The 24,495-nt window shown below is 35.5% G+C and carries 34 protein-coding genes; all 34 read left to right on the top strand.

Annotation, left to right across the window (positions count from 1 at the left end; genetic code table 11):
• Positions 1 to 9 precede the first annotated feature (9 nt).
• The 34 genes from nusG to rpsM all read left to right on the top strand — a co-directional run bounded on the left by nusG (position 10) and on the right by rpsM (position 24,489).
• A complete protein-coding gene (gene nusG, locus ACPKM0_RS01245; RefSeq protein WP_472472977.1) occupies positions 10 to 573 on the top strand; it encodes a transcription termination/antitermination protein NusG in 564 nt (187 codons plus the stop codon).
• 208 nt (positions 574 to 781) lie between these two features.
• Entirely contained in the window at positions 782 to 1,213 is a 432-nt protein-coding gene (gene rplK / locus ACPKM0_RS01250) for a 50S ribosomal protein L11 (protein ID WP_472472978.1), read from the top strand.
• 1 nt (position 1,214) lies between these two features.
• Complete coding sequence (gene rplA, locus ACPKM0_RS01255; protein WP_472472979.1) at positions 1,215 to 1,901, top strand: 50S ribosomal protein L1; 687 nt, start codon at positions 1,215 to 1,217, stop codon at positions 1,899 to 1,901.
• Positions 1,902 to 1,913: 12 nt separating this feature from the next.
• The gene (gene rplJ, locus ACPKM0_RS01260; protein WP_472472980.1) at positions 1,914 to 2,438 is read left to right on the top strand and encodes a 50S ribosomal protein L10; all 525 of its coding nucleotides are present in this window, start codon (positions 1,914 to 1,916) and stop codon (positions 2,436 to 2,438) included.
• Between the two features lie 80 nt (positions 2,439 to 2,518).
• Positions 2,519 to 2,899, top strand: a complete 381-nt coding sequence (gene rplL, locus ACPKM0_RS01265; protein WP_472472981.1) for a 50S ribosomal protein L7/L12 — start codon at positions 2,519 to 2,521, stop codon at positions 2,897 to 2,899.
• A 178-nt stretch (positions 2,900 to 3,077) separates the two neighbouring features.
• Positions 3,078 to 6,641, top strand: a complete 3,564-nt coding sequence (rpoB, locus tag ACPKM0_RS01270) for a DNA-directed RNA polymerase subunit beta (RefSeq protein WP_472472982.1) — start codon at positions 3,078 to 3,080, stop codon at positions 6,639 to 6,641.
• 16 nt (positions 6,642 to 6,657) lie between these two features.
• Complete coding sequence (gene rpoC, locus ACPKM0_RS01275) at positions 6,658 to 10,893, top strand: DNA-directed RNA polymerase subunit beta' (RefSeq protein ID WP_472472983.1); 4,236 nt, start codon at positions 6,658 to 6,660, stop codon at positions 10,891 to 10,893.
• Positions 10,894 to 11,123: 230 nt separating this feature from the next.
• Positions 11,124 to 11,498, top strand: coding sequence for a 30S ribosomal protein S12 (gene rpsL / locus ACPKM0_RS01280; protein WP_472466185.1), 375 nt, complete (start codon positions 11,124 to 11,126; stop codon positions 11,496 to 11,498).
• A 12-nt stretch (positions 11,499 to 11,510) separates the two neighbouring features.
• Positions 11,511 to 11,981, top strand: coding sequence for a 30S ribosomal protein S7 (gene rpsG / locus ACPKM0_RS01285; RefSeq protein ID WP_472472984.1), 471 nt, complete (start codon positions 11,511 to 11,513; stop codon positions 11,979 to 11,981).
• 465 nt (positions 11,982 to 12,446) lie between these two features.
• Entirely contained in the window at positions 12,447 to 13,637 is a 1,191-nt protein-coding gene (gene tuf / locus ACPKM0_RS01290; RefSeq protein WP_472472985.1) for an elongation factor Tu, read from the top strand.
• 65 nt (positions 13,638 to 13,702) lie between these two features.
• On the top strand, positions 13,703 to 14,011 hold the full coding sequence (gene rpsJ / locus ACPKM0_RS01295) for a 30S ribosomal protein S10 (RefSeq protein ID WP_464624951.1): 309 nt from the start codon (positions 13,703 to 13,705) through the stop codon (positions 14,009 to 14,011).
• Between the two features lie 16 nt (positions 14,012 to 14,027).
• A complete protein-coding gene (rplC, locus tag ACPKM0_RS01300; RefSeq protein WP_472472986.1) occupies positions 14,028 to 14,648 on the top strand; it encodes a 50S ribosomal protein L3 in 621 nt (206 codons plus the stop codon).
• 14 nt (positions 14,649 to 14,662) lie between these two features.
• On the top strand, positions 14,663 to 15,292 hold the full coding sequence (gene rplD / locus ACPKM0_RS01305) for a 50S ribosomal protein L4 (RefSeq protein WP_472472987.1): 630 nt from the start codon (positions 14,663 to 14,665) through the stop codon (positions 15,290 to 15,292).
• Positions 15,293 to 15,305: 13 nt separating this feature from the next.
• Positions 15,306 to 15,608, top strand: a complete 303-nt coding sequence (gene rplW, locus ACPKM0_RS01310; RefSeq protein ID WP_472472988.1) for a 50S ribosomal protein L23 — start codon at positions 15,306 to 15,308, stop codon at positions 15,606 to 15,608.
• A 14-nt stretch (positions 15,609 to 15,622) separates the two neighbouring features.
• The gene (gene rplB, locus ACPKM0_RS01315; protein WP_472472989.1) at positions 15,623 to 16,447 is read left to right on the top strand and encodes a 50S ribosomal protein L2; all 825 of its coding nucleotides are present in this window, start codon (positions 15,623 to 15,625) and stop codon (positions 16,445 to 16,447) included.
• 9 nt (positions 16,448 to 16,456) lie between these two features.
• Positions 16,457 to 16,735: a 30S ribosomal protein S19 gene (rpsS, locus tag ACPKM0_RS01320; RefSeq protein WP_472472990.1), complete on the top strand. Its 279-nt coding sequence runs from the start codon at positions 16,457 to 16,459 to the stop codon at positions 16,733 to 16,735.
• A gap of 3 nt (positions 16,736 to 16,738) precedes the next feature.
• Positions 16,739 to 17,101: a 50S ribosomal protein L22 gene (rplV, locus tag ACPKM0_RS01325; protein ID WP_472472991.1), complete on the top strand. Its 363-nt coding sequence runs from the start codon at positions 16,739 to 16,741 to the stop codon at positions 17,099 to 17,101.
• Positions 17,102 to 17,794, top strand: coding sequence for a 30S ribosomal protein S3 (gene rpsC, locus ACPKM0_RS01330; RefSeq protein WP_472472992.1), 693 nt, complete (start codon positions 17,102 to 17,104; stop codon positions 17,792 to 17,794).
• On the top strand, positions 17,794 to 18,210 hold the full coding sequence (rplP, locus tag ACPKM0_RS01335; RefSeq protein WP_472472993.1) for a 50S ribosomal protein L16: 417 nt from the start codon (positions 17,794 to 17,796) through the stop codon (positions 18,208 to 18,210). Before rpsC ends, rplP begins: the two co-directional genes overlap by 1 nt.
• Before the next feature lie 2 nt (positions 18,211 to 18,212).
• Entirely contained in the window at positions 18,213 to 18,419 is a 207-nt protein-coding gene (gene rpmC, locus ACPKM0_RS01340; protein WP_472472994.1) for a 50S ribosomal protein L29, read from the top strand.
• A 16-nt stretch (positions 18,420 to 18,435) separates the two neighbouring features.
• Complete coding sequence (gene rpsQ / locus ACPKM0_RS01345; RefSeq protein WP_472472995.1) at positions 18,436 to 18,687, top strand: 30S ribosomal protein S17; 252 nt, start codon at positions 18,436 to 18,438, stop codon at positions 18,685 to 18,687.
• Between the two features lie 15 nt (positions 18,688 to 18,702).
• Positions 18,703 to 19,068: a 50S ribosomal protein L14 gene (gene rplN, locus ACPKM0_RS01350; protein ID WP_472472996.1), complete on the top strand. Its 366-nt coding sequence runs from the start codon at positions 18,703 to 18,705 to the stop codon at positions 19,066 to 19,068.
• A 10-nt stretch (positions 19,069 to 19,078) separates the two neighbouring features.
• Positions 19,079 to 19,381 (top strand): 50S ribosomal protein L24, encoded by a 303-nt coding sequence (gene rplX, locus ACPKM0_RS01355; RefSeq protein ID WP_472472997.1) that lies wholly within the window; start codon positions 19,079 to 19,081, stop codon positions 19,379 to 19,381.
• Positions 19,381 to 19,935 carry a 50S ribosomal protein L5 gene (gene rplE / locus ACPKM0_RS01360; RefSeq protein ID WP_472472998.1) on the top strand — a complete coding sequence of 185 codons (555 nt, stop codon included), beginning with the start codon at positions 19,381 to 19,383 and terminating at the stop codon, positions 19,933 to 19,935. The genes rplX and rplE overlap by 1 nt, the downstream gene beginning before the upstream one ends.
• A 13-nt stretch (positions 19,936 to 19,948) precedes the next feature.
• Positions 19,949 to 20,134: a type Z 30S ribosomal protein S14 gene (locus ACPKM0_RS01365; protein WP_472466170.1), complete on the top strand. Its 186-nt coding sequence runs from the start codon at positions 19,949 to 19,951 to the stop codon at positions 20,132 to 20,134.
• A gap of 9 nt (positions 20,135 to 20,143) precedes the next feature.
• Entirely contained in the window at positions 20,144 to 20,542 is a 399-nt protein-coding gene (gene rpsH / locus ACPKM0_RS01370) for a 30S ribosomal protein S8 (protein ID WP_472472999.1), read from the top strand.
• 11 nt (positions 20,543 to 20,553) lie between these two features.
• On the top strand, positions 20,554 to 21,090 hold the full coding sequence (gene rplF, locus ACPKM0_RS01375) for a 50S ribosomal protein L6 (protein ID WP_472473000.1): 537 nt from the start codon (positions 20,554 to 20,556) through the stop codon (positions 21,088 to 21,090).
• Positions 21,091 to 21,104: 14 nt separating this feature from the next.
• Positions 21,105 to 21,464 carry a 50S ribosomal protein L18 gene (gene rplR, locus ACPKM0_RS01380; RefSeq protein WP_472473001.1) on the top strand — a complete coding sequence of 120 codons (360 nt, stop codon included), beginning with the start codon at positions 21,105 to 21,107 and terminating at the stop codon, positions 21,462 to 21,464.
• Positions 21,465 to 21,473: 9 nt separating this feature from the next.
• Entirely contained in the window at positions 21,474 to 21,983 is a 510-nt protein-coding gene (gene rpsE / locus ACPKM0_RS01385) for a 30S ribosomal protein S5 (protein ID WP_472473002.1), read from the top strand.
• Entirely contained in the window at positions 21,983 to 22,177 is a 195-nt protein-coding gene (gene rpmD / locus ACPKM0_RS01390) for a 50S ribosomal protein L30 (RefSeq protein WP_472473023.1), read from the top strand. The genes rpsE and rpmD overlap by 1 nt, the downstream gene beginning before the upstream one ends.
• A gap of 1 nt (position 22,178) precedes the next feature.
• Complete coding sequence (gene rplO / locus ACPKM0_RS01395) at positions 22,179 to 22,619, top strand: 50S ribosomal protein L15 (RefSeq protein WP_472473003.1); 441 nt, start codon at positions 22,179 to 22,181, stop codon at positions 22,617 to 22,619.
• A gap of 17 nt (positions 22,620 to 22,636) precedes the next feature.
• Positions 22,637 to 23,950 (top strand): preprotein translocase subunit SecY, encoded by a 1,314-nt coding sequence (gene secY / locus ACPKM0_RS01400; RefSeq protein ID WP_472473004.1) that lies wholly within the window; start codon positions 22,637 to 22,639, stop codon positions 23,948 to 23,950.
• 9 nt (positions 23,951 to 23,959) lie between these two features.
• A complete protein-coding gene (gene rpmJ, locus ACPKM0_RS01405) occupies positions 23,960 to 24,073 on the top strand; it encodes a 50S ribosomal protein L36 (protein ID WP_464624916.1) in 114 nt (37 codons plus the stop codon).
• 50 nt (positions 24,074 to 24,123) lie between these two features.
• Positions 24,124 to 24,489: a 30S ribosomal protein S13 gene (rpsM, locus tag ACPKM0_RS01410; protein ID WP_472473005.1), complete on the top strand. Its 366-nt coding sequence runs from the start codon at positions 24,124 to 24,126 to the stop codon at positions 24,487 to 24,489.
• The last annotated feature ends 6 nt before the right edge of the window (positions 24,490 to 24,495 follow it).

Genomic DNA, 24,495 nt, shown 5'->3' on the forward strand with positions numbered 1-24,495 from the left:
GGACGGATTATGGCTAAAGGTTGGTATGTTGTTAATACTTACACTGGGTATGAACAAAAAATTGAAAGAACAATTAACAGATTAAGGGAAAATAACCCTGGTTTTGCTGAAGTTTGTTCTGAAGTAAAAGTACCTTTTGAAACTGTTATTGAAATTAAAAATGACAAAGAAAAAGAAGTAAAGAAAAAAATACTACCAGGTTATATTTTAGTAGAATTAGATCTTCCTGAAAACTCTTGGGCTAAATGGTGTGCTGAAATAAAAAGAATTCAAGGTGTAACAGGTTTTTTAACCTCTTCTGAAAGAGCTAAACCAAAACCTTTACATGCAGAAGAAGTAAAAAGAATATTTAGAAAAACCGGAGAATTACCTGCAGATAAGGTATTTAAACCTCGTCAAAACTTCTCAGTAGGTGAAACTGTTAGAATTATTGATGGCCCATTTGATACATTCTCTGGTGAAATTGAAAAAGTTAATTTAGAAAAAAATAAAATTGTTGTAAGTGTTGGAATCTTTGGTAGATCTACACCTGTTGAATTAACTTTTGAACAAGTTGAAAAATTTGTAAAATAATATTTTACAATTTTTTTAATATAATTAAACTATTGCAGTTTATAAAATTATTGATTTTTTATAAAATTAATTGTTTTGTTTACACTCCTCTTCAATTTTTATAATTGAAAAGGTGGGAGCCTGATCGTATGACAGGCGTTATAACCAGCGTAGGAGCTCGAATTATCGGTCAGCTCAGACCAAGCTCAGCTACGTAAGGAGAAAAACTATGGCAAAGAAAAAGGTTACAGCTGTAATTAAATTACAGTGTCCTGCTCAAAAGGCGACCCCTGCACCACCAATTGGTCCAGCTTTGGGTCCTCATGGCGTAAGTGCCCCACAATTTGTTCAGCAGTTTAACGATAAGACTAAGTCTTATGAACCTGGACTAATTCTTCCTGTTATCATTACTGTTTATTCTGATAGGAGTTTTACTTTTATTTTAAAGACTCCACCTGCAGCAGTACTTATTAAAAAGGCTTTAGGCCTTGCTAAAGGTAGTGGCGTTCCTCATACTGATAAAGTTGGAACAATCACTGATGCTCAGTTAACAGAAATCGCAAATGTTAAGATGCCAGATTTAAATGCAAATGACATCGAAGCAGCGAAAAAAATCGTCGCAGGTACTTGTAGAAGTATGGGCGTAGAATTGGAGAACTAATATGAAGCACGGAAAGAAATATCTTGAAGCAGCTAAAAAAGTAGATAATGAAAATCTATATACTTTTGATGAAGCTTCTAAATTAGTTAAGGAAATTGCATTCGCAAAATTTGATGAAACAGTTGAACTATCAGTTAAATTATCATTAAAGAAAAGCCAAACAGTACGTGATACATGTGTTTTACCTCATCAATTCGGTGAACAAAAACGTGTTTTAGTATTCTGTAAAGGTGATAAAGTTGACGAAGCTAAAGCAGCAGGCGCAACTTATGTTGGTGATATGGACTTAATTGATAAAATTCGTGGCGGATGGTTAGACTTTGATGTTGCAGTTGCAACTCCTGATATGATGAAAGATGTAGGTCGTTTAGGTCCTATCTTAGGTAGAAGAGGTTTAATGCCAAACCCTAAGACTCAAACAGTTACATTTGATATCAAAGGAGCTTTAGCTGAATTACAAAAAGGTCGTGTAGAATTCCGTTCTGATAAGACTGGTGTGGTTCACATGGCTGTTGGTCATGTAAGCATGGATCCTGAGAAAGTTTGTGAAAATGCTCAAACTGCTCTTAAGGAAATTGTTCGTAAGAAGCCTGCTGATGCAAAAGGCGATTTCGTTCTTTCATTAGCTTTGTCCTCCACAATGGGCCCTGGTGTTCATGTGTCGGTCAAAGACTTCATGGCAAACTAGGAGGTACTTGCAATGGATTATAAAACACGCATAACTCCAGCTAAAGAAAATGCTGTTAAAGAATTAAAAGATGAGTTTGAACAATATAGTGGTTTCATTTTTACTGACTATAGAGGAATGACTGTAGAACAAATTACAAATTTACGTAAAGAATTATTAAATAATGATGGCGCATATCGTGTTGTAAAAAACAGATTTGCAAAATTAGCTATGAAAGACTTAGGTCTTGAAATTGATGATAGCGTATTTGTAGGTCCTACTGCTATTGCTTTATCTAAAGATGATACTGCAAATGAAGTAGCTAAGGCTGTTTTCAAAGCAAAAAATGATGGTGCTCCAATGGTTGTAAAATGTGCAAAAATTGATGGCAAATTATTTGATTCTGCTGAAATCGAAGCATTTAGTAAACTACCTGGTAGACTTGAATTATTAGCTTCATTAATGGGCACAATGAAAGCTCCAGTACAAAAACTTGCTGCAACATTGCTTGCATATGTAGAAAAAAACAGTGACGGCGCTGCCGAAACTGCAGAATAATAAATAAACAACATTAGTCTTCACGTTTTTGTAACCTGCTATTGTTGTGAAGAAAAATATCATATTAAGGAGAAGATAATATGGCTACTAAAGAAGAAATTTTAGAATCAATCGCAAACATGAGTGTTCTTGAAGTATCAGAACTAATCTCAATGATGGAAGAAAAGTTTGGTGTAACAGCAGCTGCTGCTGTTGCTGCTGGTCCTGCTGCTGCAGCTGGTCCTGCTGTTGAAGAACCAACTGAATTTAACGTAGTATTAAAAGCTGCTGACGCTAAGAAGAAAATTGCTTGTATTAAAGCTGTTCGTGCTATTACAGGTCTTGGTCTTAAAGAAGCTAAAACTATGGTTGAAGAAGGTAACCAAACTGTTAAAGAAGCAGTTAGCAAAGAAGATGCAGAAGCTCTTAAGACTCAACTTGAAGAAGCTGGTGCAACTGTTGAACTTGTTCCTGCTGAATAAGAAATATCGTCAGGCCCGGCTTGCCGGGTCAGGCTTTGTTTTTTTTAGCCAAAATTTTAAATAAAGGCATTGCCACCAAATCTTGGTGGCTAAACGTGTCTTTTCATTCCCCTTAGGGGGAGATAGGTGTTATACACCGCCTAAGTTTATCTTAGATCTTTGACGTGGAGGGTAGATAATGGGTGCCGCCGGCAAATCCATAAAACGCACATACATTGGTTCTGAATTCTATGAAGTTTGTGAACTACCAAATTTAATTGGTGTACAATTAGATTCATATGAACGTTTTTTACACTATAATCAAAGTTTAAAGAACTCAGTGATGACTGATAATTCTGATTCTGGTTTAGAAGAAGTTTTCCAAAGTATTTTCCCAATTGAAAGTCCAAATGGTGAAATGCGTTTGGTTTACAACGATTATGTTATTGATTTTCAAAATCAAAAATTAACTGAATCTCAATGTAAGAAGAAAGGTCGCACATATAGTGTTCCAGTAAAAGCAACAATTAGTTTAGAATTACCTGATGGAGAAATCAGAGAAAAAGAAATTTTCTTTGGTGATATTCCTGTAATGACTGACCGTGGTACCTTTATAATCAATGGTGCAGAACGTGTTGTTGTTTCTCAAATTCACAGATCTCCAGGTGTTATTTTCTCTTATGAAAAAACCGATAAAGAAATTTACTCTTCAAGAATTATCCCATACCGTGGTGCATGGTTAGAATTTGAAATTGATGACAAAAAGAAATTGATTTATGCAAAAATAGATAGAAAAAAAAGAATTTTAGCAACATTATTCTTAAGAGCTATTGGTGTAAATACTCGTGAATCAATTATTGAAAGATTCTACAATATAAATGAAGTTGAATTAAAAGATGATCCTGAAGTTTTTGACTATCTAGATTCTAGATATCTTGCTAAGGATATTTGGGTTGATACTGTTGATGAAAATGGAAAAGATAGTAAAAAACTTTTCTTAACAGCAGGTTCTATGTTAAACCCTCATGAAATTGAAGAATTAATAAAAGTTTATAATATTACACAATTATCTATTGTTGATTTAGAAACTGAAGGTGTTTTACAAAACCCAATGATTCTAAACTGTTTAGAAAATGAACAAAACTCTAAATTTGCATTAGACGAAAATGGTGAACCAACTAAGGAAGCTGTTCTTTCAACTATTTACAATGTTTTACAACCAGGTGAAATGATTGCTGTAGAAAGAGCTGAAAAAGATCTTCCTAATATGTTTATGTCTTCTAGACGCTATGATTTAGGAGCTGTTGGTCGTTACAAATTTAACAAGAAATTTGGTACAGATGCAGCTGAAGATGAAGAAGAAGATACAAGTAATACAGTATTAACATCACAAGATATAATTAATACAATGGATTATTTAATCAAAGTATATTCTAACCAAGATGAAAAAAAATATCATATTGATGATATTGATAACCTTGGTAATAGACGTATTAGATGTGTTGGTGAGTTATTACAAAATTCTCTTAAAGCTGCATTCTCAAGAATGGAGAGAATTGCAAAAGATAGAATGAACCTTGAAAATGATAGTGTTAGACCACAAGATTTAGTTTCAATCAAGCCAATTGTTGCTGCAATTAAAGAATTCTTTGGTTCTTCACAGTTATCACAATTCATGGACCAAGTTAACCCTCTTGCAGAGTTAACCCATAAAAGAAGATTAACAGCTTTAGGTCCTGGTGGTTTATCAAGAGACCGTGCAGGTTTCCAAGTTCGTGACGTACACTACACTCACTATGGTAGAATGTGTCCTATTGAAACTCCTGAAGGTCCAAACATTGGTCTTATTCTTTCTCTTGCAAACTATACAAGAATAAATAAATATGGTTTCTTAGAAACTCCATATAGAAAAGTTATAGATGGTGTTGCATCAAAAGATTATAAATATTTAGATGCAAATGATGAAGAAAAGTTCTTCATTGCTCAGGCTTCAGCTAAAATTGATGCTGAAGGTAATTTCTTAGAAGAAGAAATTCCAGTAAGAAAGAGTGGTGATTATGCAACAAGAACTGCTGAAGAAATTAAGTATATGGACGTAAGTCCTAAACAGGTTATTTCTGTTGCTTCTTCATTAATTCCATTCTTAGAACATGACGATGCAAACAGAGCTTTAATGGGTTCAAACATGCAACGTCAAGCTGTTCCTCTATTATTCCCAGAAACACCTCGTGTTGGTACTGGTATGGAAGGAAAAGCTGCATATGATTCTGGTGTATTAATTAAATCTACTAGAGCTGGTGTTATTGATTATGTTTCTTCAACAAAAATCATTATTAAACCGGACGAAGTTGAAATTGATGGAATTGTAGATGTATATGAAGTACAAAAGTTCTCTAGAACTAACCAAGATACCTGTATGAACCAAAAACCTTTAGTAAGTGTTGGTCAACATGTAGAAAAAGGTGAAGTACTAGCTGATGGTCCTGCAACTGATAGAGGACAATTAGCATTAGGTAGAAATATATTAGTAGGTTTCGTTCCTTGGAATGGTTATAACTATGAAGATGCTGTTTTAATCAGTGAAAAAGTAGTTAGAGAAGATATTTTTACTTCAATACATATTAAAGAATATACAATTGATGTCCGTGAAACTAAATTAGGACCTGAAAAATTAACAGGTGATATTCCTAATACTAGTGAAAAGATGTTAGAACAATTAGATGAAGATGGTATTGTTAGAATTGGTACATATGTAACTCCAGGAGCTATTTTAGTAGGTAAAGTTACTCCTAAGAGTGAAGGTGATACAACTCCTGAATTTAAATTATTAAATTCAATCTTTGGTGAAAAAGCTAAAGAAGTTCGTGACTCTTCCTTGAAAGTTCCTCATGGAACTTCTGGTACTGTTATTGATGTACAACGCTTAACAAAAGCAAATAATGATGAATTACCACCTGGTGTAGAAGAATCAGTTAAAGTTCTTGTTGCAACTAAGAGAAAGTTAAGACAAGGGGATAAGATGGCTGGTCGTCACGGAAACAAGGGTGTTGTTTCAAGAATCTTGCCAGAAGAAGATATGCCATTTATGGCTGATGGTACAACATTAGATGTTTGTCTTAATCCTTTAGGTGTTCCATCTCGTATGAACATTGGGCAGTTAATGGAAACTCAACTTGGTTGGGCTGCTGTAGCTTTAGATGAATGGTTCTCAACACCAGTATTCCAAAGTGCAACAATGGATCAAATCGAACAAAAAATGATTGATGCTGGATTACCTCAAAATAGTAAACAAGTTTTATTTGATGGTAGAACAGGGGTTGAATTTGTAAACCCAGTATTCTGTGGATATATTTATTATCTTAAGTTACACCACTTAGTAGATGATAAGATGCATGCTCGTGCAACAGGACCTTATTCATTAGTAACTCAACAACCACTTGGAGGTAAAGCTCAATTTGGTGGACAAAGATTGGGAGAAATGGAAGTTTGGGCTCTTGAAGCTTATGGTGCTGCAAATACACTGCAAGAATTATTAACAATCAAGAGTGATGATATGACAGGTCGTGTTAAGATTTATGAAAGTATCGTAAAAGGAGAGCCTTCAACTGCTGCTGGTATGCCTGAAGCCTTTAATGTACTTGTTCAAGAAATTCGTGGCCTAGCATTAGATATGTCGGTCTACGACAATAATGGTAGACAAGTTCCTCTAACCGAAAGGGATGAAGAGCTAATCGCTAAGAAAGAGAAACTACCTCTAAACTAATCAGGAGTATAACGGAATGAAAGAAATTCAAGATTTCGATAGTGTTAGAATTAAATTAGCTTCACCTGACCAAATTAAAGCTTGGTCTTATGGTGAGGTTAAGAAGCCAGAAACTATCAATTACCGTACTTTGCGTCCTGAGAGGGATGGTCTGTTTTGTGAAAAAATATTCGGTACTACAAAAGAATGGGAATGCTACTGTGGTAAATTCAAATCTATACGTTATAAAGGTGTAGTTTGTGACCGTTGTGGTGTTGAAGTTACAAATGTAAAGGTTCGTCGTGAAAGAATGGGCCATATTACATTAGCTTCTCCTGTATCTCATATTTGGTACTATAGATCAGTTCCTTCTCGTATGAGTTTGTTACTTGATGTTTCAAGAGCAAATTTACAAAGTGTATTATATTATGAAAAATATATTGTAATATCTCCTGGTGAAACAGATTTAAATGAAAAACAAATCTTAAGTGAAGATGAATATTATGATGCTTTAGAACAATATGGTGAAGTTTTCCGTGCTGGTATGGGAGCTGAAGCTATTCGCGAAATTTTAACTAATTTAGATTTAGATAAATTAAGTTATGAACTTCGTGAAGAAATGCGTGCTAAAGAAGGTAAAATTGATAAGCATTTATATAAGAGAATTGAAGTATGTGAAAGTTTCAGAAATTCAGAAAATAAACCTGAATGGATGATTCTAACAGTTATTCCTGTTATTCCACCTGATTTAAGACCAATGGTTCAATTAGATGGTGGTCGTTTTGCAACTTCTGACCTTAATGATTTATATAGACGTTTAATTAACAGAAATAACCGTTTATCAAGATTAATTCAATTACATGCTCCTGATATTATTATCAGAAACGAAAAGAGAATGTTACAAGAAGCTGTTGATGCTTTATTTGACAACACAAAAAGAAAACGTGTTGTTAGAGGCGCAAATAACAGACCTCTTAAATCTCTATCAGATATGTTAAAAGGTAAACAAGGTAGATTTAGACAAAACCTACTTGGTAAACGTGTAGACTATTCTGGTCGTTCTGTTATTGTTGTTGGACCTGAATTAAGAATTCATCAATGTGGACTTCCTTCAAAAATGGCTCTTGAATTATACAAACCATTTATTATGAAAAAATTAGTTCAAAAAGGTGTTGTTTATAATATTAAAAAAGCTAAAAACTTAGTTGAACAAGAAACAGATGAAGTATGGTCAATCTTAGATGATGTTGTAAGAGAACATCCTGTAATGCTAAACCGTGCGCCAACTCTTCACAGATTAGGTATTCAAGCTTTTGAACCTGTATTAGTAGATGGCAAAGCTATTAAACTTCACCCATTAGTATGTCATGCATTTAATGCTGACTTTGATGGTGACCAAATGGCTGTTCACGTACCATTAACACAAGCTGCTCAATTAGAGTGTTGGACACTTATGTTAAGTGCAACAAACTTACTTGACCCAGCTAATGGTAAACCTATTGTATTCCCATCACAAGATATGGTTTTAGGTGTTAACTACTTAACAAGAGAAATGAATGGTGCAAAAGGTGCAGGCCATTTTTATGATAGCTTAAGCGAAATCGAATTAGCTATTGATAGTGGTGTATTATCATACAATGCATTAATTAACTATAAATTACCTAATGGTGAAAAGATTGAAACTACTGCAGGTAGAGTAATATTCAATTCAGTATTACCAAAAGGTATTGAATTCCAAAACTATTGTTTAGGTGATAAAGAGCTTAAAAAATTAATTGGTAATACTATATCAGAAAAGAAAAACTCAGTTGCTGTTCAATTGCTTGATGCTGTAAAAGACATTGGTTTTAAATATGCTACAGTATTTGGTGCAACTATTGGTTTATCAGACATGATTATTCCTGATGCAAAAGCTGATATTATGAAAGCTGCAACAGAAAAACATGCTGAAATAAAGAAGCAATATAGTGTATTAGCAAGTATCTCTTCAGAAGAAAGATATAACCGTGTAATTGAGGTTTGGACTGATGCTAATGAAAAATTAGCTGATGAATTAATGAGTGACTTAAAGATTAGCCAAAATGGATTTAACCCATTATTCTTAATGGCTGACTCTGGTGCTCGTGGTAGTAAGACTCAGATTAGACAGTTAGGTGGTATGCGTGGATTGATGGCTAAACCAACTGGTGATGTTATTGAATTCCCAATTAAATCTAACTTTAAAGAAGGGCTTTCAATCATTGAATTCTTCATTTCTACTAACGGTGCTCGTAAAGGGTTATCTGATACAGCGCTTAAAACTGCTGAAGCGGGTTACTTAACTCGTCGTCTTGTTGATATTTCTCAAGATGTTGTTGTAAATGAAGAAGATTGTCATACAATTAATGGTATTTGGATTGAAGCATTAAAAGACGGTGATGATCTAGTTGAAGCATTAAGCTCACGTATTGTTGGTCGTTGTCCAGTTGAAGCTGTTCATCATCCATTTACAGGTGAAATTATTGCTCCTGCAAATGAAGAAATTGATGAAGAAGTAGCTCTTGCTATTGAAGAAGCTGGTATTGAAAAGATCTTTATTAGAACAGTATTAACTTGTGAAGCAAAACATGGTGTTTGTAGAAAATGTTATGGAAGGAACTTAGCAACAAATAGATCTGTAGAAATTGGTGAAGCAGTTGGTACAATTGCTGCTCAATCTATTGGTCAACCTGGTACTCAATTAACTATGAGAACTTTCCACGTTGGTGGTACTGCATCAACTTCATCTGAAGATAATACTATAACATTTAAAAATTCTATCATTGTTACAAAAATTGAAGGACATTATGTAAATAGAGAAACAGATGGAATGAGAGTATTCTCAAGAAAAGGTTTCTTACATTATGAAGTAGTTGTTTCAGAAATTGAAGATGGTTCATATTCAAAACTATTAATCAGTGAAGGTGATGCTATTGCTAAAGGTACTCCTTTATATGTACCTAATGATGGTAGTGAAGAAGTAGTAATTAGTGATGTAAATGGTATTGTTAAAACTATAAATGATAGATTATTAATTGTTGGTAAAGCTCAAAAGGCTGTAATTAAAACAGGTTCTGAACTAGAAAACTATGTAAAAGAAAATGGTTTTATCCCTGCAGAAAAAACAATTGCTACATTTGACCCATTTAGTGAACCATTTATCAGTGAGTATAAAGGTTATATTAATTTTGTTGATATCACAGCTGGTTCAACAATGGTTGAAGAAAAGAATTTAGAAACTGGTAATACTCAAAGAAGAATTACTGAACATAAATTGGAACATTTACAACCAAGAATTACTATTACATCTGCTAAAAATGGTGCTGGTGAAACTTTGGCTAATTATCAATTACCTGGTGGAACATATTTAACTTGTGAAAACAATCAAGAAATAAGTGTTGGTGAAGTTATTGCTAAACTTATTAAAGGTGGTACTAAAACTGCTGATATTACTGGTGGTCTACCACGTGTTGGTGAGTTATTCGAAGCAAGAAAACCTAAAAATGCTGCTGTATTAGCACAAGTTTCAGGTGTTGTTGAAGTTGGGAATGTAACAAAAGGTAAAATTGTTGTTAGAGTTAGAGATGCCTATGATAAGAGTTACAAACATGTTATTCCTATGAATAAGCACATGTTAGTAAGGGATGGAGATAGCGTTGAAGCTGGTGAACCATTATGTGATGGTGCAATCGATCCACACGATATCTTAAATATTCAAGGTGAAAATGCTCTTCAATCATTCTTAGTTGATGAAGTTCAAGCTGTTTACAGAATGCAAGGTGTAGATATTAATGATAAACACTTAGGCGTAATTGTAAGACAGATGTTAAGAAAAGTTGAAGTTGTTTCAGCTGGTGATACAGACTTAGTTCAAGGACAACAAGTTGATAAACATCGTTTCCATAGTGAAAATAGACGTGTTGTTAATGAAGGTGGTCAACCATCTGTTGCAAAACCATTATTATTAGGTATTACACGTGCTGCATTATCTATTGAATCTTTCTTATCTGCTGCTTCTTTCCAAGAAACTACTAAGGTCTTGACAGAAAGCGCAATTGCTGGTAAAACAGACGAGTTAAGAGGCTTGAAAGAAAATGTAGTTATTGGGCATTTGATTCCTGCCGGTACAGGTATGAAGAGATATAGAAATGTTAAGCTTGACGATGAGAACTTGTTAGACAATTCTCATGAAGCTGAAAAACAACAAGTAGCTCAAAGACGTGAAAATATGGCTGCAGAAATGGGGCTAGAATAAAAAAGTAATTATTAAAAAGTGGTTGATGTAATCGCTGTTGATAAACAATAAATTGAGGATGTTATGCCTGTCGGCATGATATCCTTAAGTATGGTTTATTACTTAAAACAGAATTATATTCATGCTGGCTGCTTTTTATTGGAAATATTTTTCTATAGAAGAAGAGTATAGATCCCCAAGATGTGAGAATTGAGTGGGTCGCGAATAAAATAAGGGAGTGTATCTAGAAGATGCCTACTATTAATCAGCTAATTAGAAAAGGGAGAAAAAGTCAAATAAATAAAACTAAATCTCCTGCACTTGAAAGTTGCCCTCAAAAGCGTGGTGTTTGTACAAGAGTTATGACAGTAACTCCTAAAAAACCAAACTCAGCTTTAAGAAAGGTAGCTCGTGTTCGTTTATCAAATGGAATTGAAGTAACAGCTTACATTCCAGGTATTGGTCACAACCTACAAGAACACTCAGTAGTTTTACTACGTGGTGGTAGAGTAAAGGACCTTCCTGGTGTACGTTATCATATCGTTCGTGGTGCTAAAGATACTCTTGGTGTTACAGATCGTAAGAGAAGTCGCTCTAAGTACGGCGCTAAAAAGCCAAAGGCTTAAGGGGAGAAAGATATGTCAAGAAGAAAAGCTGCTACAAAACGTGAAATTCTACCTGATGCAAAATACGGTAGCGTAATTGTTGAAAAATTCATTCGTCACTTAATGATTGATGGAAAAAAATCAGTTAGCACAAAAATCGTTTATACTGCATTAGAAACTGTAGAACAAAAATCAAATGAAAAAGCATTAGAAGTTTTCTTAAAAGCTATTGAAAATGTAAAACCTGTAGTTGAAGTTAAATCTCGCCGTGTTGGTGGATCAACTTACCAAGTACCTGTTGAAATCAATGCTGTAAGAAGTGAAGCTTTAGCAATGAGATGGCTTATCTCTGCAGCAAGAGGTAGAAATGGTCGCTCAATGGGTGAAAAATTATCTAGTGAACTACTAGATGCTTATGCTAATACTGGTTCTGCTTTCAAAAAGAAAGAAGATACACATAGAATGGCAGAAGCAAACAAAGCTTTTACACATTTCAGATGGTAATTCCGTTTTTAAAAGATACAACAAGCAACTTTACGTTGCTTGTTTTTTGTTTGCTTAAAAAGCATTCGTTTTTTAAGTTTTCTTTAAATTAATAATTCTTTATTAATTATATATTTAAATAAATAGTAAATAGAATAAATATATATAAAATGGTGTTGACATTAATTATCGTTTTTTATATATTGACAGAGGTTCACTTTTGTGGAGACTTGTGTCCCCAATTGTGATAGCGAGCCAAGCATATTATCTCTTTTATGGTAATTGTTGGTTCCAGACTGAGTTTTTTTTCAAACTTTAGCTATGTCGTTTTTATAATTTATTATAATCATCGACCTCTGGAAACCTTCTTTTTCTGTAAAGATTTATATATTGTTTTGTCTCATAAGAAAAAACTATAAAGGCTTATCCTTTATAGATGAATATTATATTTTTGTGACCGGATTATACGGCACAAGGAGGAAAGAGATGGCTAAAGAGAAGTTTGAGAGAACTAAGCCTCACGTAAATGTTGGTACTATTGGTCACGTTGACCACGGTAAGACTACTCTAACCGCAGCAATTACAATGCACTGTGCTAGAAAGTTTGGTGACAAAGCTCTAGCTTATGATGCAATCGACAACGCTCCAGAAGAGCAAGCTCGTGGTATTACTATTAACACTCGTCACGTTGAATATCAATCTGATAACAGACACTATGCACACGTTGACTGTCCTGGTCACGCTGACTACATCAAAAACATGATTACTGGTGCAGCACAAATGGACGGAGCTATTATCGTAGTAGCAGCAACAGACGGTGCTATGGCTCAAACAAAAGAACATATCTTACTTGCTCGTCAAGTTGGTGTTCCTTCAATTATCGTTTTTGTTAACAAAACTGACCAAGTTGATGATCCAGACTTAATCGAATTAGTTGAAGAAGAAATGAGAGACTTATTAACTGAAAATGGTTTCGATGGTGAAAATTGTCCTATCATTTGTGGTTCAGCTTTTGAAGCATTAAACAATCCTGATGATCCTGAAAAAACAAAATGTATTGATGATTTATTAGCAGCAATGGACGAATATGTTCCTCTACCAGATAGAGCTGTTGACAAACCTTTCTTAATGCCTATTGAAGATATTTTCTCAATTTCAGGTCGTGGTACTGTTGTAACAGGTCGTGTTGAAAGTGGAGTTATCCATGTTAACGATCCTGTATCTATTGTTGGTATTAAAGAAACAAAAGATTCAGTATGTACTGGTGTTGAAATGTTCAATAAATTATTAGACGAAGGTCAAGCTGGTGATAACATTGGTGCTTTATTACGTGGTGTTGATAAAAAAGAAGTTGTTCGTGGACAAGTTCTTGCAGCTCCAAAAACAATTACACCTCACAAAAAATTTGTTGGTGCAGTTTACGTATTAAATAAAGACGAAGGTGGTCGTCACAAACCATTCTTCAGTGGTTACCGCCCACAATTCTATTTCAGAACAACTGATATTACAGGTTCTGTAGAATTACCAGCAGATAAGCAAATGGTATTACCTGGTGACAATACAACTTTCACAGTTGAATTAATTCACCCAGTAGCTATGGACAAAGGTCTACGCTTCGCAATTCGTGAAGGTGGTAGAACTGTTGCTTCTGGACAAGTTACAGATATCATCGAATAATTCTTATCAGCGAATGTCTTGTCAGTAGAAATAGTTACTGACAAGGCCCGTTTTTTGGAGGAATAATGGCTAAAGAAAGAATTCGAGTCAGATTGAGAGGTTTTGATGTTGAGCTAGTAGAACAAAGCTCAAAAGCAATCGTTCAGACAGTAGTTAAGGCCGGCGCAAAAGTTTCAGGTCCGGTACCTCTCCCAACTCGTATCAACAAGTACACTGTCCTGAAATCGCCCCATGTCAATAAAAAGTCCCGCGAGCAGTTCGAAATGAGAACACACAAGCGTCTAATTGACATTTTAGATCCCACATCTAAGGTTATGGATGCATTAATGAAACTTGAGCTTCCTGCAGGCGTAGATGTAGAGATTAAGCAGTAAAGAGGTGAGGTAAGAAATGTTAGGGCTTATCGGCAAAAAAGTTGGAATGACACAGGTGTTTGATGCTGAAGGCAGACTTACTCCTGTGACAGTAATAAAGTTTGAGGGCAATGTTGTCATCGATCAAAGAACTGAAGAAAAAAATGGCTATGTAGCTACAGTATTAGGTTCAGTTGACAAGAAAAAAAGCACCATTACTAAACCTTACGCAGGACAATTCAAAGATACATGTGCTCCAAAGCAAAATGTAATTGAGTTCCGCGAATATGACAAGGAAGTAAATATTGGAGACGAATTAGGCGTTGATATTTTCAATGACACTACATTCGTTGATGTAACTGGTACCTCAAAAGGTAAAGGATTCGCTGGTGGTATAAAACGCCATGGATTCTCTGGTGGACGTGCAACTCACGGTTCAAAGTTCCACAGAGATATTGGTGGTACTGCTATGTCTGCAGATCCTTCACGTACATTCAAAGGTCATCATATGGCTGGACGTATGGGTGGAGAACAGACAACAGTTCAGAATCTCAAAGTGATTCGTGTAGATGAAAACATGCAGGTACTAATGGTAAAAGGTGCAATTCCTGGTCCCGCTCAAAGCGTTGTCATCGTTAAAAAAGCGATTAAAAAGTAGGTGCGAGATAGATTATGGAATATAAAGTCTTTTCTACAAGCGGCAGTGAAGTTAAAACTATCGAATTAAATGACAGAGTCTTTAATTGCGAAGTTAGTGACGGAAGTATTTATTATGCCGTAAATAATGAGCTTGCTAATCGCCGTGTTGGTACAGCAAGTACAAAGACCCGTGCTGAGGTCAATTACAGCAATACTAAGCCTTTCAAGCAGAAGGGAACTGGTAATGCACGTTTTGGTGATAAAAAGTCTCCAGTTCATGTAGGTGGTGGTACTATTTTTGGACCTAAACCACGTGATTACAGTTATCAACTACCAAAGAAGATGAAGCGTTTAGCTATGAGAAGTCTTCTTTCTAAAGGTGTTCAAGATGAACGTTTAGTAGTAGTTGAGGACTTTACAAGTGAAAACGGCAAAACCAAAGACCTCGCTGCCATATTGAAGAATTTCAAGTGTGACGAAAAAAGAACAACAATTATTTTAAAGGATGATGACAAAATGTTGCGTAGAGCAGCAAGAAATATTCCTTATTTACATGTTCTTTCATTCAATAAACTCTCAGCTAAAGAACTTCTTTATGCTAGAAAGATTCTTGTATTAGAAACAGCCGCTTCAAACTTGAATAGCTTCTACGGCGAAAGATAAGGGGATCAGTAAAATGAGAGCAGATGAAGTAATCATTGCACCTATTTTGAGTGAGAAGTCTAACTTCGCTCGTGAAGGTGAATGTAAAAAGTATACATTTAAAGTAGATACTCGTGCTAACAAGTTCGATGTAATGTCTGCTGTAGCTGAACTTTTTAAAGTATCAGTTGAAAAATGTAATGTAATGATTGTGAAAGGCAAGCCTAAATTCACAAGAGGTAAAGGTGGAGCTATCAAAGGTAACACTGGTAACTGGAAGAAGGCTGTCGTGACTTTGGCTAAGGGTGAAAGCATCCAAGCCATCGAAGGCGTATAAGGAGAATTTGGAATATGGCTCTTAAATCTTATAAGCCCAATACTCCCGCTCTTCGTCAAAAGACTTCTTTAGTATTTGACGAATTGACCACAAATAAACCAGAAAAATCACTTACAACTAGTTTAAACAAAAAAGCTGGTCGTGATAGCAATGGTCGTATTAGTGTACGCCGTAGAGGTGGTGGGCATAAACGCGCTTATCGTGTTATCGATTTCAAGCGTAATAAAATTGGTATTCCTGGTGTAGTTAAAACCATCGAATATGACCCAAATAGAACAGCAAATATTGCTTTAGTTTACTATGCAGACGGTGAAAAACGTTACATGTTAGCTCCAAAAACTTTAAAAGTTGGTGCTAAAGTAATGAGTGGTCCAGAAGCTCCATTAACTATTGGTAATGCTCTTCCTTTGAAGAAGATACCATTAGGTGTTCAAGTATTCAATATTGAATTAACTCTTGGACGTGGTGGACAATTAGTACGTAGTGCTGGTTTAGGTGCATCAATTGTAGCTAAAACTGGTGATTATGTAACTGTTAAATTACCTTCAGGTGAAATGCGTTTAATATTCGGTGAATGTTATGCAACAATTGGTCAATTAGGTAATGAAGATCACATGAACGTTAACTTAGGTAAAGCAGGTAAATCACGTCATCTTGGCAGACGTCCAAAAGTTCGTGGTGTTGTTATGAACCCTGTTGATCACCCACATGGTGGTGGTGAAGGTAAAACAAACGGTGGTCGTCATCCAGTTACTCCTTGGGGTAAACCAACTAAGGGTGGCAAAACTCGTTCTAAGAAAAAACCTTCAAGTAAGTTCATCGTTAAGAAGCGTAAGTAGGAGTTTAAAGTGGCAAGATCAATCAAAAAAGGCCCTTTTGTTGAAAAGAAGCTTTTAAAAAGAGTTACAGAAGCTAGTAAGGCTAGTAGTAATGCGATGATCAAGACGTATTCCCGCGCTTCAACGATCATCCCTGAAATGATTGGGTTCACAATTTCCGTTTATAATGGAAAAACATGGATTCCAGTTTATGTAACAGAAAATTTAGTTGGTCACAAACTCGGTGAGTTTGCACCTACTAGATTATTCCGTGGCCATGCTGCCTCTGATAAAAAGAAGGGTAGGTAAGATATGAAAAATTATACAGGCTATAGAGCAGTTGCTAAATATCTTATGATTTCTCCAACTAAAGTTCGCCCAGTTGCAAACTTAATTAGGAGAAAACCTTATTCAGAAGCTGTTGCAATTTTAGAGGCTATGCCTCAAAAAGGTGCAAGACTTCTTCTTAAGGTTCTACAGAGTGCAGGTGCTAATGCAATGAATGTTAATTCTAAATTAGATGAAGATTCATTGTACGTTACACAACTAATGGTAGACGAAGGTCCACGTATGAAACGTGTATGGCCAAGATCCCATGGTAGACGTGATATTCTACTCAAGAGAATGTCTCACATCACAGTCGTTGTAGACGAAAAAGCAAACTTGGGGGAATAAATGGGACAAAAAGTTAATCCAATAGGTCTCCGTTTAGGAGTAAATAAAACTTGGAAGTCTAAATGGTATGTAGATTCAAAAGAATATGCAGATACATTACATGAAGATTTATTACTTCGTAAAACTTTAGTAGACTGTCCAGAAGTGCAAGGTGCAGATATTGCTGATGTTGAAATTATTCGTAAACCACAACGTGTTACTATTGTAATTACAACAAGTCGCCCTGGTATCATCATTGGTTCAAAAGGATCTAATGTTGAAAAACTAGGTGCACGTTTACAAAAACTTTCAGCTAAAAAGGTTCAAATTAAGATTAAAGAAATCAAAAAACCTGAAGGTAATGCACAAATTATTGCACAAACAGTTGCAAGACAACTAGAATCACGTGGTTCATTTAGAAGAGCTATGAAAATGGCTGTTTCTAAAGCAATGCAAAGTGGTGTACAAGGTGTAAAGATTAAATGTTCTGGTCGTCTTGGTGGTGCAGAAATTGCTAGAACTGAATGGATGAAAGATGGACGTGTTCCTCTACATACATTACGTTCTGATATTGATTATGGTGTAGCAACAGCTCGTACAACTTTTGGTGCTATCGGTATCAAAGTATGGGTTTTCAATGGTGAAATCTACGATCATGCTAAAAAGAATGACGCAGGTGGTTTAGTTAAGAAACCTGCTAAAGGAGTTAATTAATGCTTAGTCCTAAAAGAATCATTCACAGAAAAAAGCAAAGAGGTAACCGTGACGGTGTTGCTCATCGTGGTAATACTGTTGCATTTGGTGAATATGGTTTAATGGCTTTAGAGCCAAAATGGATCACTAACCGCCAAATTGAAGCTGCTCGTATTGCAATGACTCGTCATATTAAGCGTGGTGGTAAAGTATGGATCAGAATTTTTCCTGATATGCCATATACTAAGAAACCAGCTGAAACAAGACAAGGTAATGGTAAAGGTAACCCAGAAGGTTGGGTAGCCGTTGTTAAGACAGGAACTATGATGTTTGAAATGGCAGGTGTTGATGAAGCTTTAGCTCGTGAAGCATTAGCTTTAGCAGCACAAAAGTTACCAATCAAAACAAAGATTGTAGTTAGAAGAGAGGTAGAATAGTCATGAAAAATTCATTTAATGATCTTACATTAGAAGAAATGATTGCAAAACGTGATGAACTACGTAAGCAATATCTAGACATTCGTATGGATAGAGTTCTAGGTCATGTGGAAAACCCTCTTGCAATTAGAAATGTTAAGAGACAAATTGCTCGCCTTAACACTCTTATTCACGAGTATGCTTTAGGCATTCGTACGTCCGCTAATTAAGAGAGGCTAGAGGTAAATGGAAGTAAGTAAAAAAACTTTTACAGGAAAGGTTGTTAGTGATAAAATGGATAAAACTATTGTTGTAGCCATTAACACAAAAAGCCTACATCCTTTATATAAAAAGTATGTGACCAAGACTAAAAAGGTTAAGGCCCATGACGAAAGAAATGATGCTCATGTAGGTGACACTGTACGTGTTGTTGAATGTCGTCATTATAGCAAAGACAAGTGCTGGCGCTTAACTCAAGTCGTCGAGCGTGCTCGTTAAGCAAGGAGAAACGTCATGGTACAAATGCAAAGTTATTTAAATGTTGCTGATAATAGTGGTGCAAAACGTGTTCAAGTTATCAAAGTTTTAGGTGGTAGCCATAGATACGTTGCTAGTGTTGGTGATATTGTTGTAGTTGCAGTAAAGAATGCTCTTCCAAACGGTGCTATAAAAAAAGGTGCTGTTTTGAAAGCTGTTATTGTACGCACAAAGAAGGAATACCGAAGACCTGACGGTACCTATATCAGGTTCGATGATAACGCATGTGTTATCATTGATGCCAACAATAACCCTCGCGGTAAAAGAATCTTTGGACCTGTAGCTCGTGAGTTACGTAATGGTTATATGAAGATTGTTTCACTAGCACCGGAAGTGTTGTAGGAGAATAGCGATGAAGCTCAAAAAAAACGACACCGTTAAAATTCTTGCTGGTAAAGACAAAGGCTATGTCGGCAAGATAGTTAAGGTGGACCCTAATACTGATAGGGTTGTCGTCCAAGGCGCTAATATGGTTAAAAAAACTGTTAAAAAGCGTAGTCCACAGGATAAGGGCGGTATTATTGATATTGAAGCTCCGATTCATGTATCTAATGTTGCATTAGTTGTTAATGGACAAGTTAGTAAAATCGGATATAAGTTCGACGATGACGGAAAGAAAGTTCGTTATGCGAAGAAAACCGGGGAAGTGCTATAATGGAAGAAAAATTCATACCATCTTTCAAGACAAAATATCTTGAAGATGTTGCACCTGCTCTATTTAAAGAGTTTGGTTATCAATCTGTAATGCAAGTTCCTGCCTTAGAAAAGATCACATTAAGTGTTGGAGTTGGTGAAGCTCTTGTTAATAAAAAGCTATTAGATGCTGCTGTTAAAGAGTTAGAACAAATTGCTGGTCAACATGTTGTTAAGACAAAAGCAAGAAAATCTATTGCTAACTTTAAGGTTCGTGCAGGTCAAGAAATTGGCGCAATGGTTACTCTTCGTGGTGATAATATGTGGTATTTCTTAGAACGTTTAATTGGCGTTGCTTTACCACGTGTTAAAGACTTTAAAGGTGTAAAACCACATGCTTTCGATGGTCATGGTAATTATTCTTTAGGTATTACTGAACAAATTATCTTTCCAGAAATTGACTTCGATAAAATCGAACGCATCAGCGGTCTGAATATCGCAATCGTTACGACGGCCAAGACCGATGAAGAAGGTCGTGCTTTACTTGCTAAGTTAGGCATGCCATTCGCTAAGTAAGAGGGAATATAAAATGGCTAAAAAATCAATGATTGTAAAAGCTCAAAAAGAGCCAAAATTCAGTACAAGACAAGTGAACAGATGTAGAATCTGTGGAAGACCACGTGGTTATATGCGTAAGTTTGATATGTGTAGAGTTTGCTTTCGTAAATTGGCAAGTGAAGGTCAGATTCCTGGCGTAACTAAGTCAAGTTGGTAGGAGATAAATATGGCTGTAAGTGATCCAATTGCAGATATGCTGACTAAAGTAAGAAATGCTAGTCAAGCTAAACACGAAAAAGTAGATATTTCCGCATCTAAATTAAAGCTTCAAATTATCAAAATTTTGAAAAATGAAGGTTATGTAAAAAACTTTAAAAAGATTACAAAAGATGGAATGTCTTATATTCGTGTATTTTTAAGATATGATGAAAAACAGAGTCCTGTACTTCATGACATACAACGTGTTTCAACACCTGGTCGTCGTGTATATAGTGGCTATCGTAACATGCCTCGTGTATTTAACGGTTATGGTGTAGTAGTAGTTTCTACTTCAACTGGCGTTATTACAGGTAAAAAGGCCTCTGAGATGAAGGTTGGCGGTGAGCTAATCTGTACAATCTGGTAAGGTGGTGAGAAATGTCGCGTATTGGTAAAATGCCCGTTGCACTACCTGCAGGGGTTAAGGTTAATGTTAATGACGGAATTTTAAGTGTTGAAGGACCAAAAGGTAAATTAACACAAAAAGTCCGTGAAGAAGTTACATTTGATGTTCAAAAAGAACAAGTTGTTGTAACTCGCAAAGACGAATCCAAAGCAAGTCGTAGCTATCATGGTTTATATCGTCAATTATTAAATAATATGATTGAAGGTGTAACAAAAGGCTTCTCAAAGACTTTAATAGTTAATGGTGTTGGTTATCGTGCAGAAGTTAAGGGTAAATTATTAGTTCTTAACTTAGGTTACTCAAACATTATTGAATTTGTTATTCCTGAAGGTATAACAATTGCTGTTGAAGGACAAAACAAAGTTATCGTTTCAGCAATTGATAAACAATTAGTTGGTCAAACTGCTGCGGAGATTCGTTCTCTACGTAAACCAGAACCTTATAAAGGTAAAGGTGTTAAATATGAGGATGAAGTCATTCGTCGCAAGGTCGGTAAGTCCGGCAAATAATCGGTAGGTAAGAGATGAATAGAGTAATTGATAAACAAAGAAAGCTTAAAAGACGTAAGCTTCATATCAGAAAAAGCATCTCCGGTACTGCCAGCAGACCGAGGATGACTGTTTTTCGTAGTAATCACCACATGTATGTTCAAGTAATTGATGATGTAGCAGGTAAAACACTTGTTTCAGCAAATACAGTAGAAACTGAATTAAAAGGTTTAAAAAACTGTATCGCAGACGCTTCAAAGCTTGGCGAGGTGATTGGGAAGAGGATGATCGAGAAGAATATCACAACTTGTGTATTCGACAGAAATGGCTACCTCTATCATGGTATTATTAAGAGTATCGCTGATGGCGCTAGAAGTGCCGGCGTTAAGTTCTAGGAGGTTACCGTGGAAAGATCAAGAAAAAGAGAAGATAAAAACGACGCATACGTTGAAAAACTAATTAAGCTTAATCGTGTTTCCAAAGTTGTTAAAGGTGGTAGAAGATATTCTTTCTCTGCTTTAGTAGTAGTTGGAGACCAAAAAGGTAAAGTTGGTTATGGTTTTGGTAAAGCAAATGATGTAACTGATGCTATTCGTAAGGCTGTAGATCGTGCTAAAGCAGATATGATCACAGTACCACTTAAGAATGGTACAATTCCTCATGAATGTATTGGTAATTTCAAAAGTGCTAGTGTTTTAATTAAACCAGCAGTTCCTGGTACTGGTGTTATCGCTGGTGGTGCTGTTAGAGCTTTATGTGATGCTGTAGGTATTACTGATATCTTAGGTAAATCATTAGGTTCAAAAAATACTGTAAATACAGTTAAAGCTGCTTTTGATGCATTTGAGAATTTATTTGATGCTCGCCAAGTCGCAAGTAATAGAGGTAAAACTCTTAAGAACATGTGGGGTTAATGATGGCTAAAAAAGTAAAACAACTAAAAGTTACTTTAACTCGTAGTGTTGCAGGTACATTACCAAAGCAACGCAGAACTGTTAAAGCAATTGGTTTAAAAAGAATTAATAGCAGTGTAGTTATCGATGCAACTCCAGATATGCTTGGCATGGTAAACGTCATTGCTCACCTTGTAAAAGTTGAGGAGATGTAAGATGGCAAATGTAGGTCAAATTAAAGCACCTTATGGTGCAAATACAAAGAAAACTATTGTTGGACGTGGAGCTTCATCAAAAGGTCGTGCCTGTGGTAGAGGTCATGATGGACAAAACTCTCGTTCCGGTGGTGGTGTACGTGTTGGTTTTGAAGGCGGTCAAATGCCTTTATACAGACGTGTTGCACGTAGAGGTTTTTCTAACTATCCTTTCAAAAAAGAATACCAAGTAGTTTCTTTAACTGCTATAAGTGAAAAATTTGAGGATGGTGCAGTAGTTAATTTAGATTCACTAAAGAAAGCAAATCTAGTAAAAGGTCATAGCACTCAAGCTAAGGTTTTATCTAATGGTGAAATCACTAAAAAAGTAACTATTGAAGGTTTAAAGGTTTCAGCAAGTGCAGTTGAAAAAATTACTGCAGCTGGTGGCGAAATAAAATAACAAAAAGGTTGATCTAAATGGCAAACTCCCTAGTTGAAATGATGAGAATCCAGGAGTTAAGAAGAAAAACTCTAATCACTTTCCTCCTACTGTTTATCAGTAGGTTGGGAGCGGTTATTCCTATTCCAGGAATTGACGTCCAGGTTCTACAACAATATTTCCTTTCTCAAAGTAATTCTAATAATTTTGGTTTTACTGAATATTTGAATTTCTTTTCCGGCGGGGCATTTTCAAATTTCTCGTTATTCATGTTAGGTGTAATGCCTTACATTAGTACTCAAATTATTTTACAATTATTAATGATTATTGTACCTAGTTTAAGAAAACTTGCTCAAGATCCTCACGGGTCTAAGAAGATTCAACAATATACTAGATATGGAACAATAGTTGTTTGTTTAATTCAATCATATGTTATAACAATTTATGCTAATTCGATTCCTGGTGTAATGACTTTGAATCGTCTAACATTTACCTTAGTTGCAATGTTATCTGTTACTGCAGGTAGTATGTTCTTAGTATGGCTTGGTAATAAAATAACACAATTTGGAGTTGGAAATGGTATAAGCTTATTAATCTTTGCTGGTATCGTTGCAAGAATTCCATCAGCATTAGTAACTCTATTTGAAGGAGTTCAAGATGGAACATTTAATCCAATTGCATTACTTGTAGTATTAGCAATGTTCATAATTGTTATTGCCATGGTTGTATATGAACAACAAGGTGAAAGAAAGATTCCGGTAAACTATGCAAAGCGTGTAGTTGGCAGAAGAATGTATGGTGCACAAAGTACTTATATTCCTGTTAAATTAAACCCAAGTGGTGTTATTCCGGTTATCTTTGCTTCAGCATTATTATCTTTCCCACTTCAAATTGCATCCAGTTTAGGTGCTGAGGTGAGATGGTTAGCAAATTTTGCAAATTGGCTAAGTCCACAGGGTATCCCCTACATCATCATATATACTCTGTTGATTATCGGTTTTGCATATTTTTATACACAAGTTACAATGAATCCTGTAGAAATGGCTAAACAGATTCGTGAAAATGGTGGTTCTGTTCCTGGAGTAAGAAGTGAGAAACTTGAGGAATATTTAACAAAGGTTATTAATCGAGTTATTCTACCAGGTTCAATTTTCTTAGCTTTCATCGCATTGATTCCAACATTAATACAGATGTTCTTTAACTTCCCTTCTAATGTTGCTATGTTATTCGGTGGTACATCATTAATCATTATGGTTGGTGTTGACCTTGATACAATGAGACAAGTTGAAGGTGTTATGAAAATGCATCATCAAACTGGTATTTTTAGCCAATCTAAGGCAAGAAAAAAATAGGAGCTTAACATGAAAGTCAGAGCAAGCGTCAAACCAATATGTGACAAATGCAAAGTTATCAGAAGAAATGGTGTTGTTCGCATTATTTGTGAAAACCCAAAACATAAGCAAAGACAGAAGTAAGGTTCGGCGAAAGCCACCTCTCTAAGAATTAATAATTAGGAGGCCAAATAATGGCAAGAATTGCAGGTGTTGACTTGCCGAACAAAGCTGTTAAGATTGCTTTAACGTATATCTTTGGCGTCGGCAAAAAATCAGCGATTGATATTTGTGAAAAAACAAAAATTGATCCTGACGTTAGAATTAATACACTATCAAATGATGAATTGACAGTATTACGTCATGAAATTGAAGAAAATTATAAGGTTGAAGGTCGTCTTCGTACAGAAACTGCCTTGAATATCAAGAGACTTATGGACATCGGTTGCTATCGCGGTTTACGTCACAGAAAAGGCTTACCTGTTAGAGGTCAAAAGACTAAGACAAATGCTAGAACTCGTAAAGGTAAGAAGAAAACCGTTGCTGGTAAGAAGAAATAAGGAGCA

Source organism: Pleomorphochaeta sp. (assembly GCF_050031695.1).
Lineage (GTDB): Bacteria > Spirochaetota > Spirochaetia > Sphaerochaetales > Sphaerochaetaceae > Pleomorphochaeta.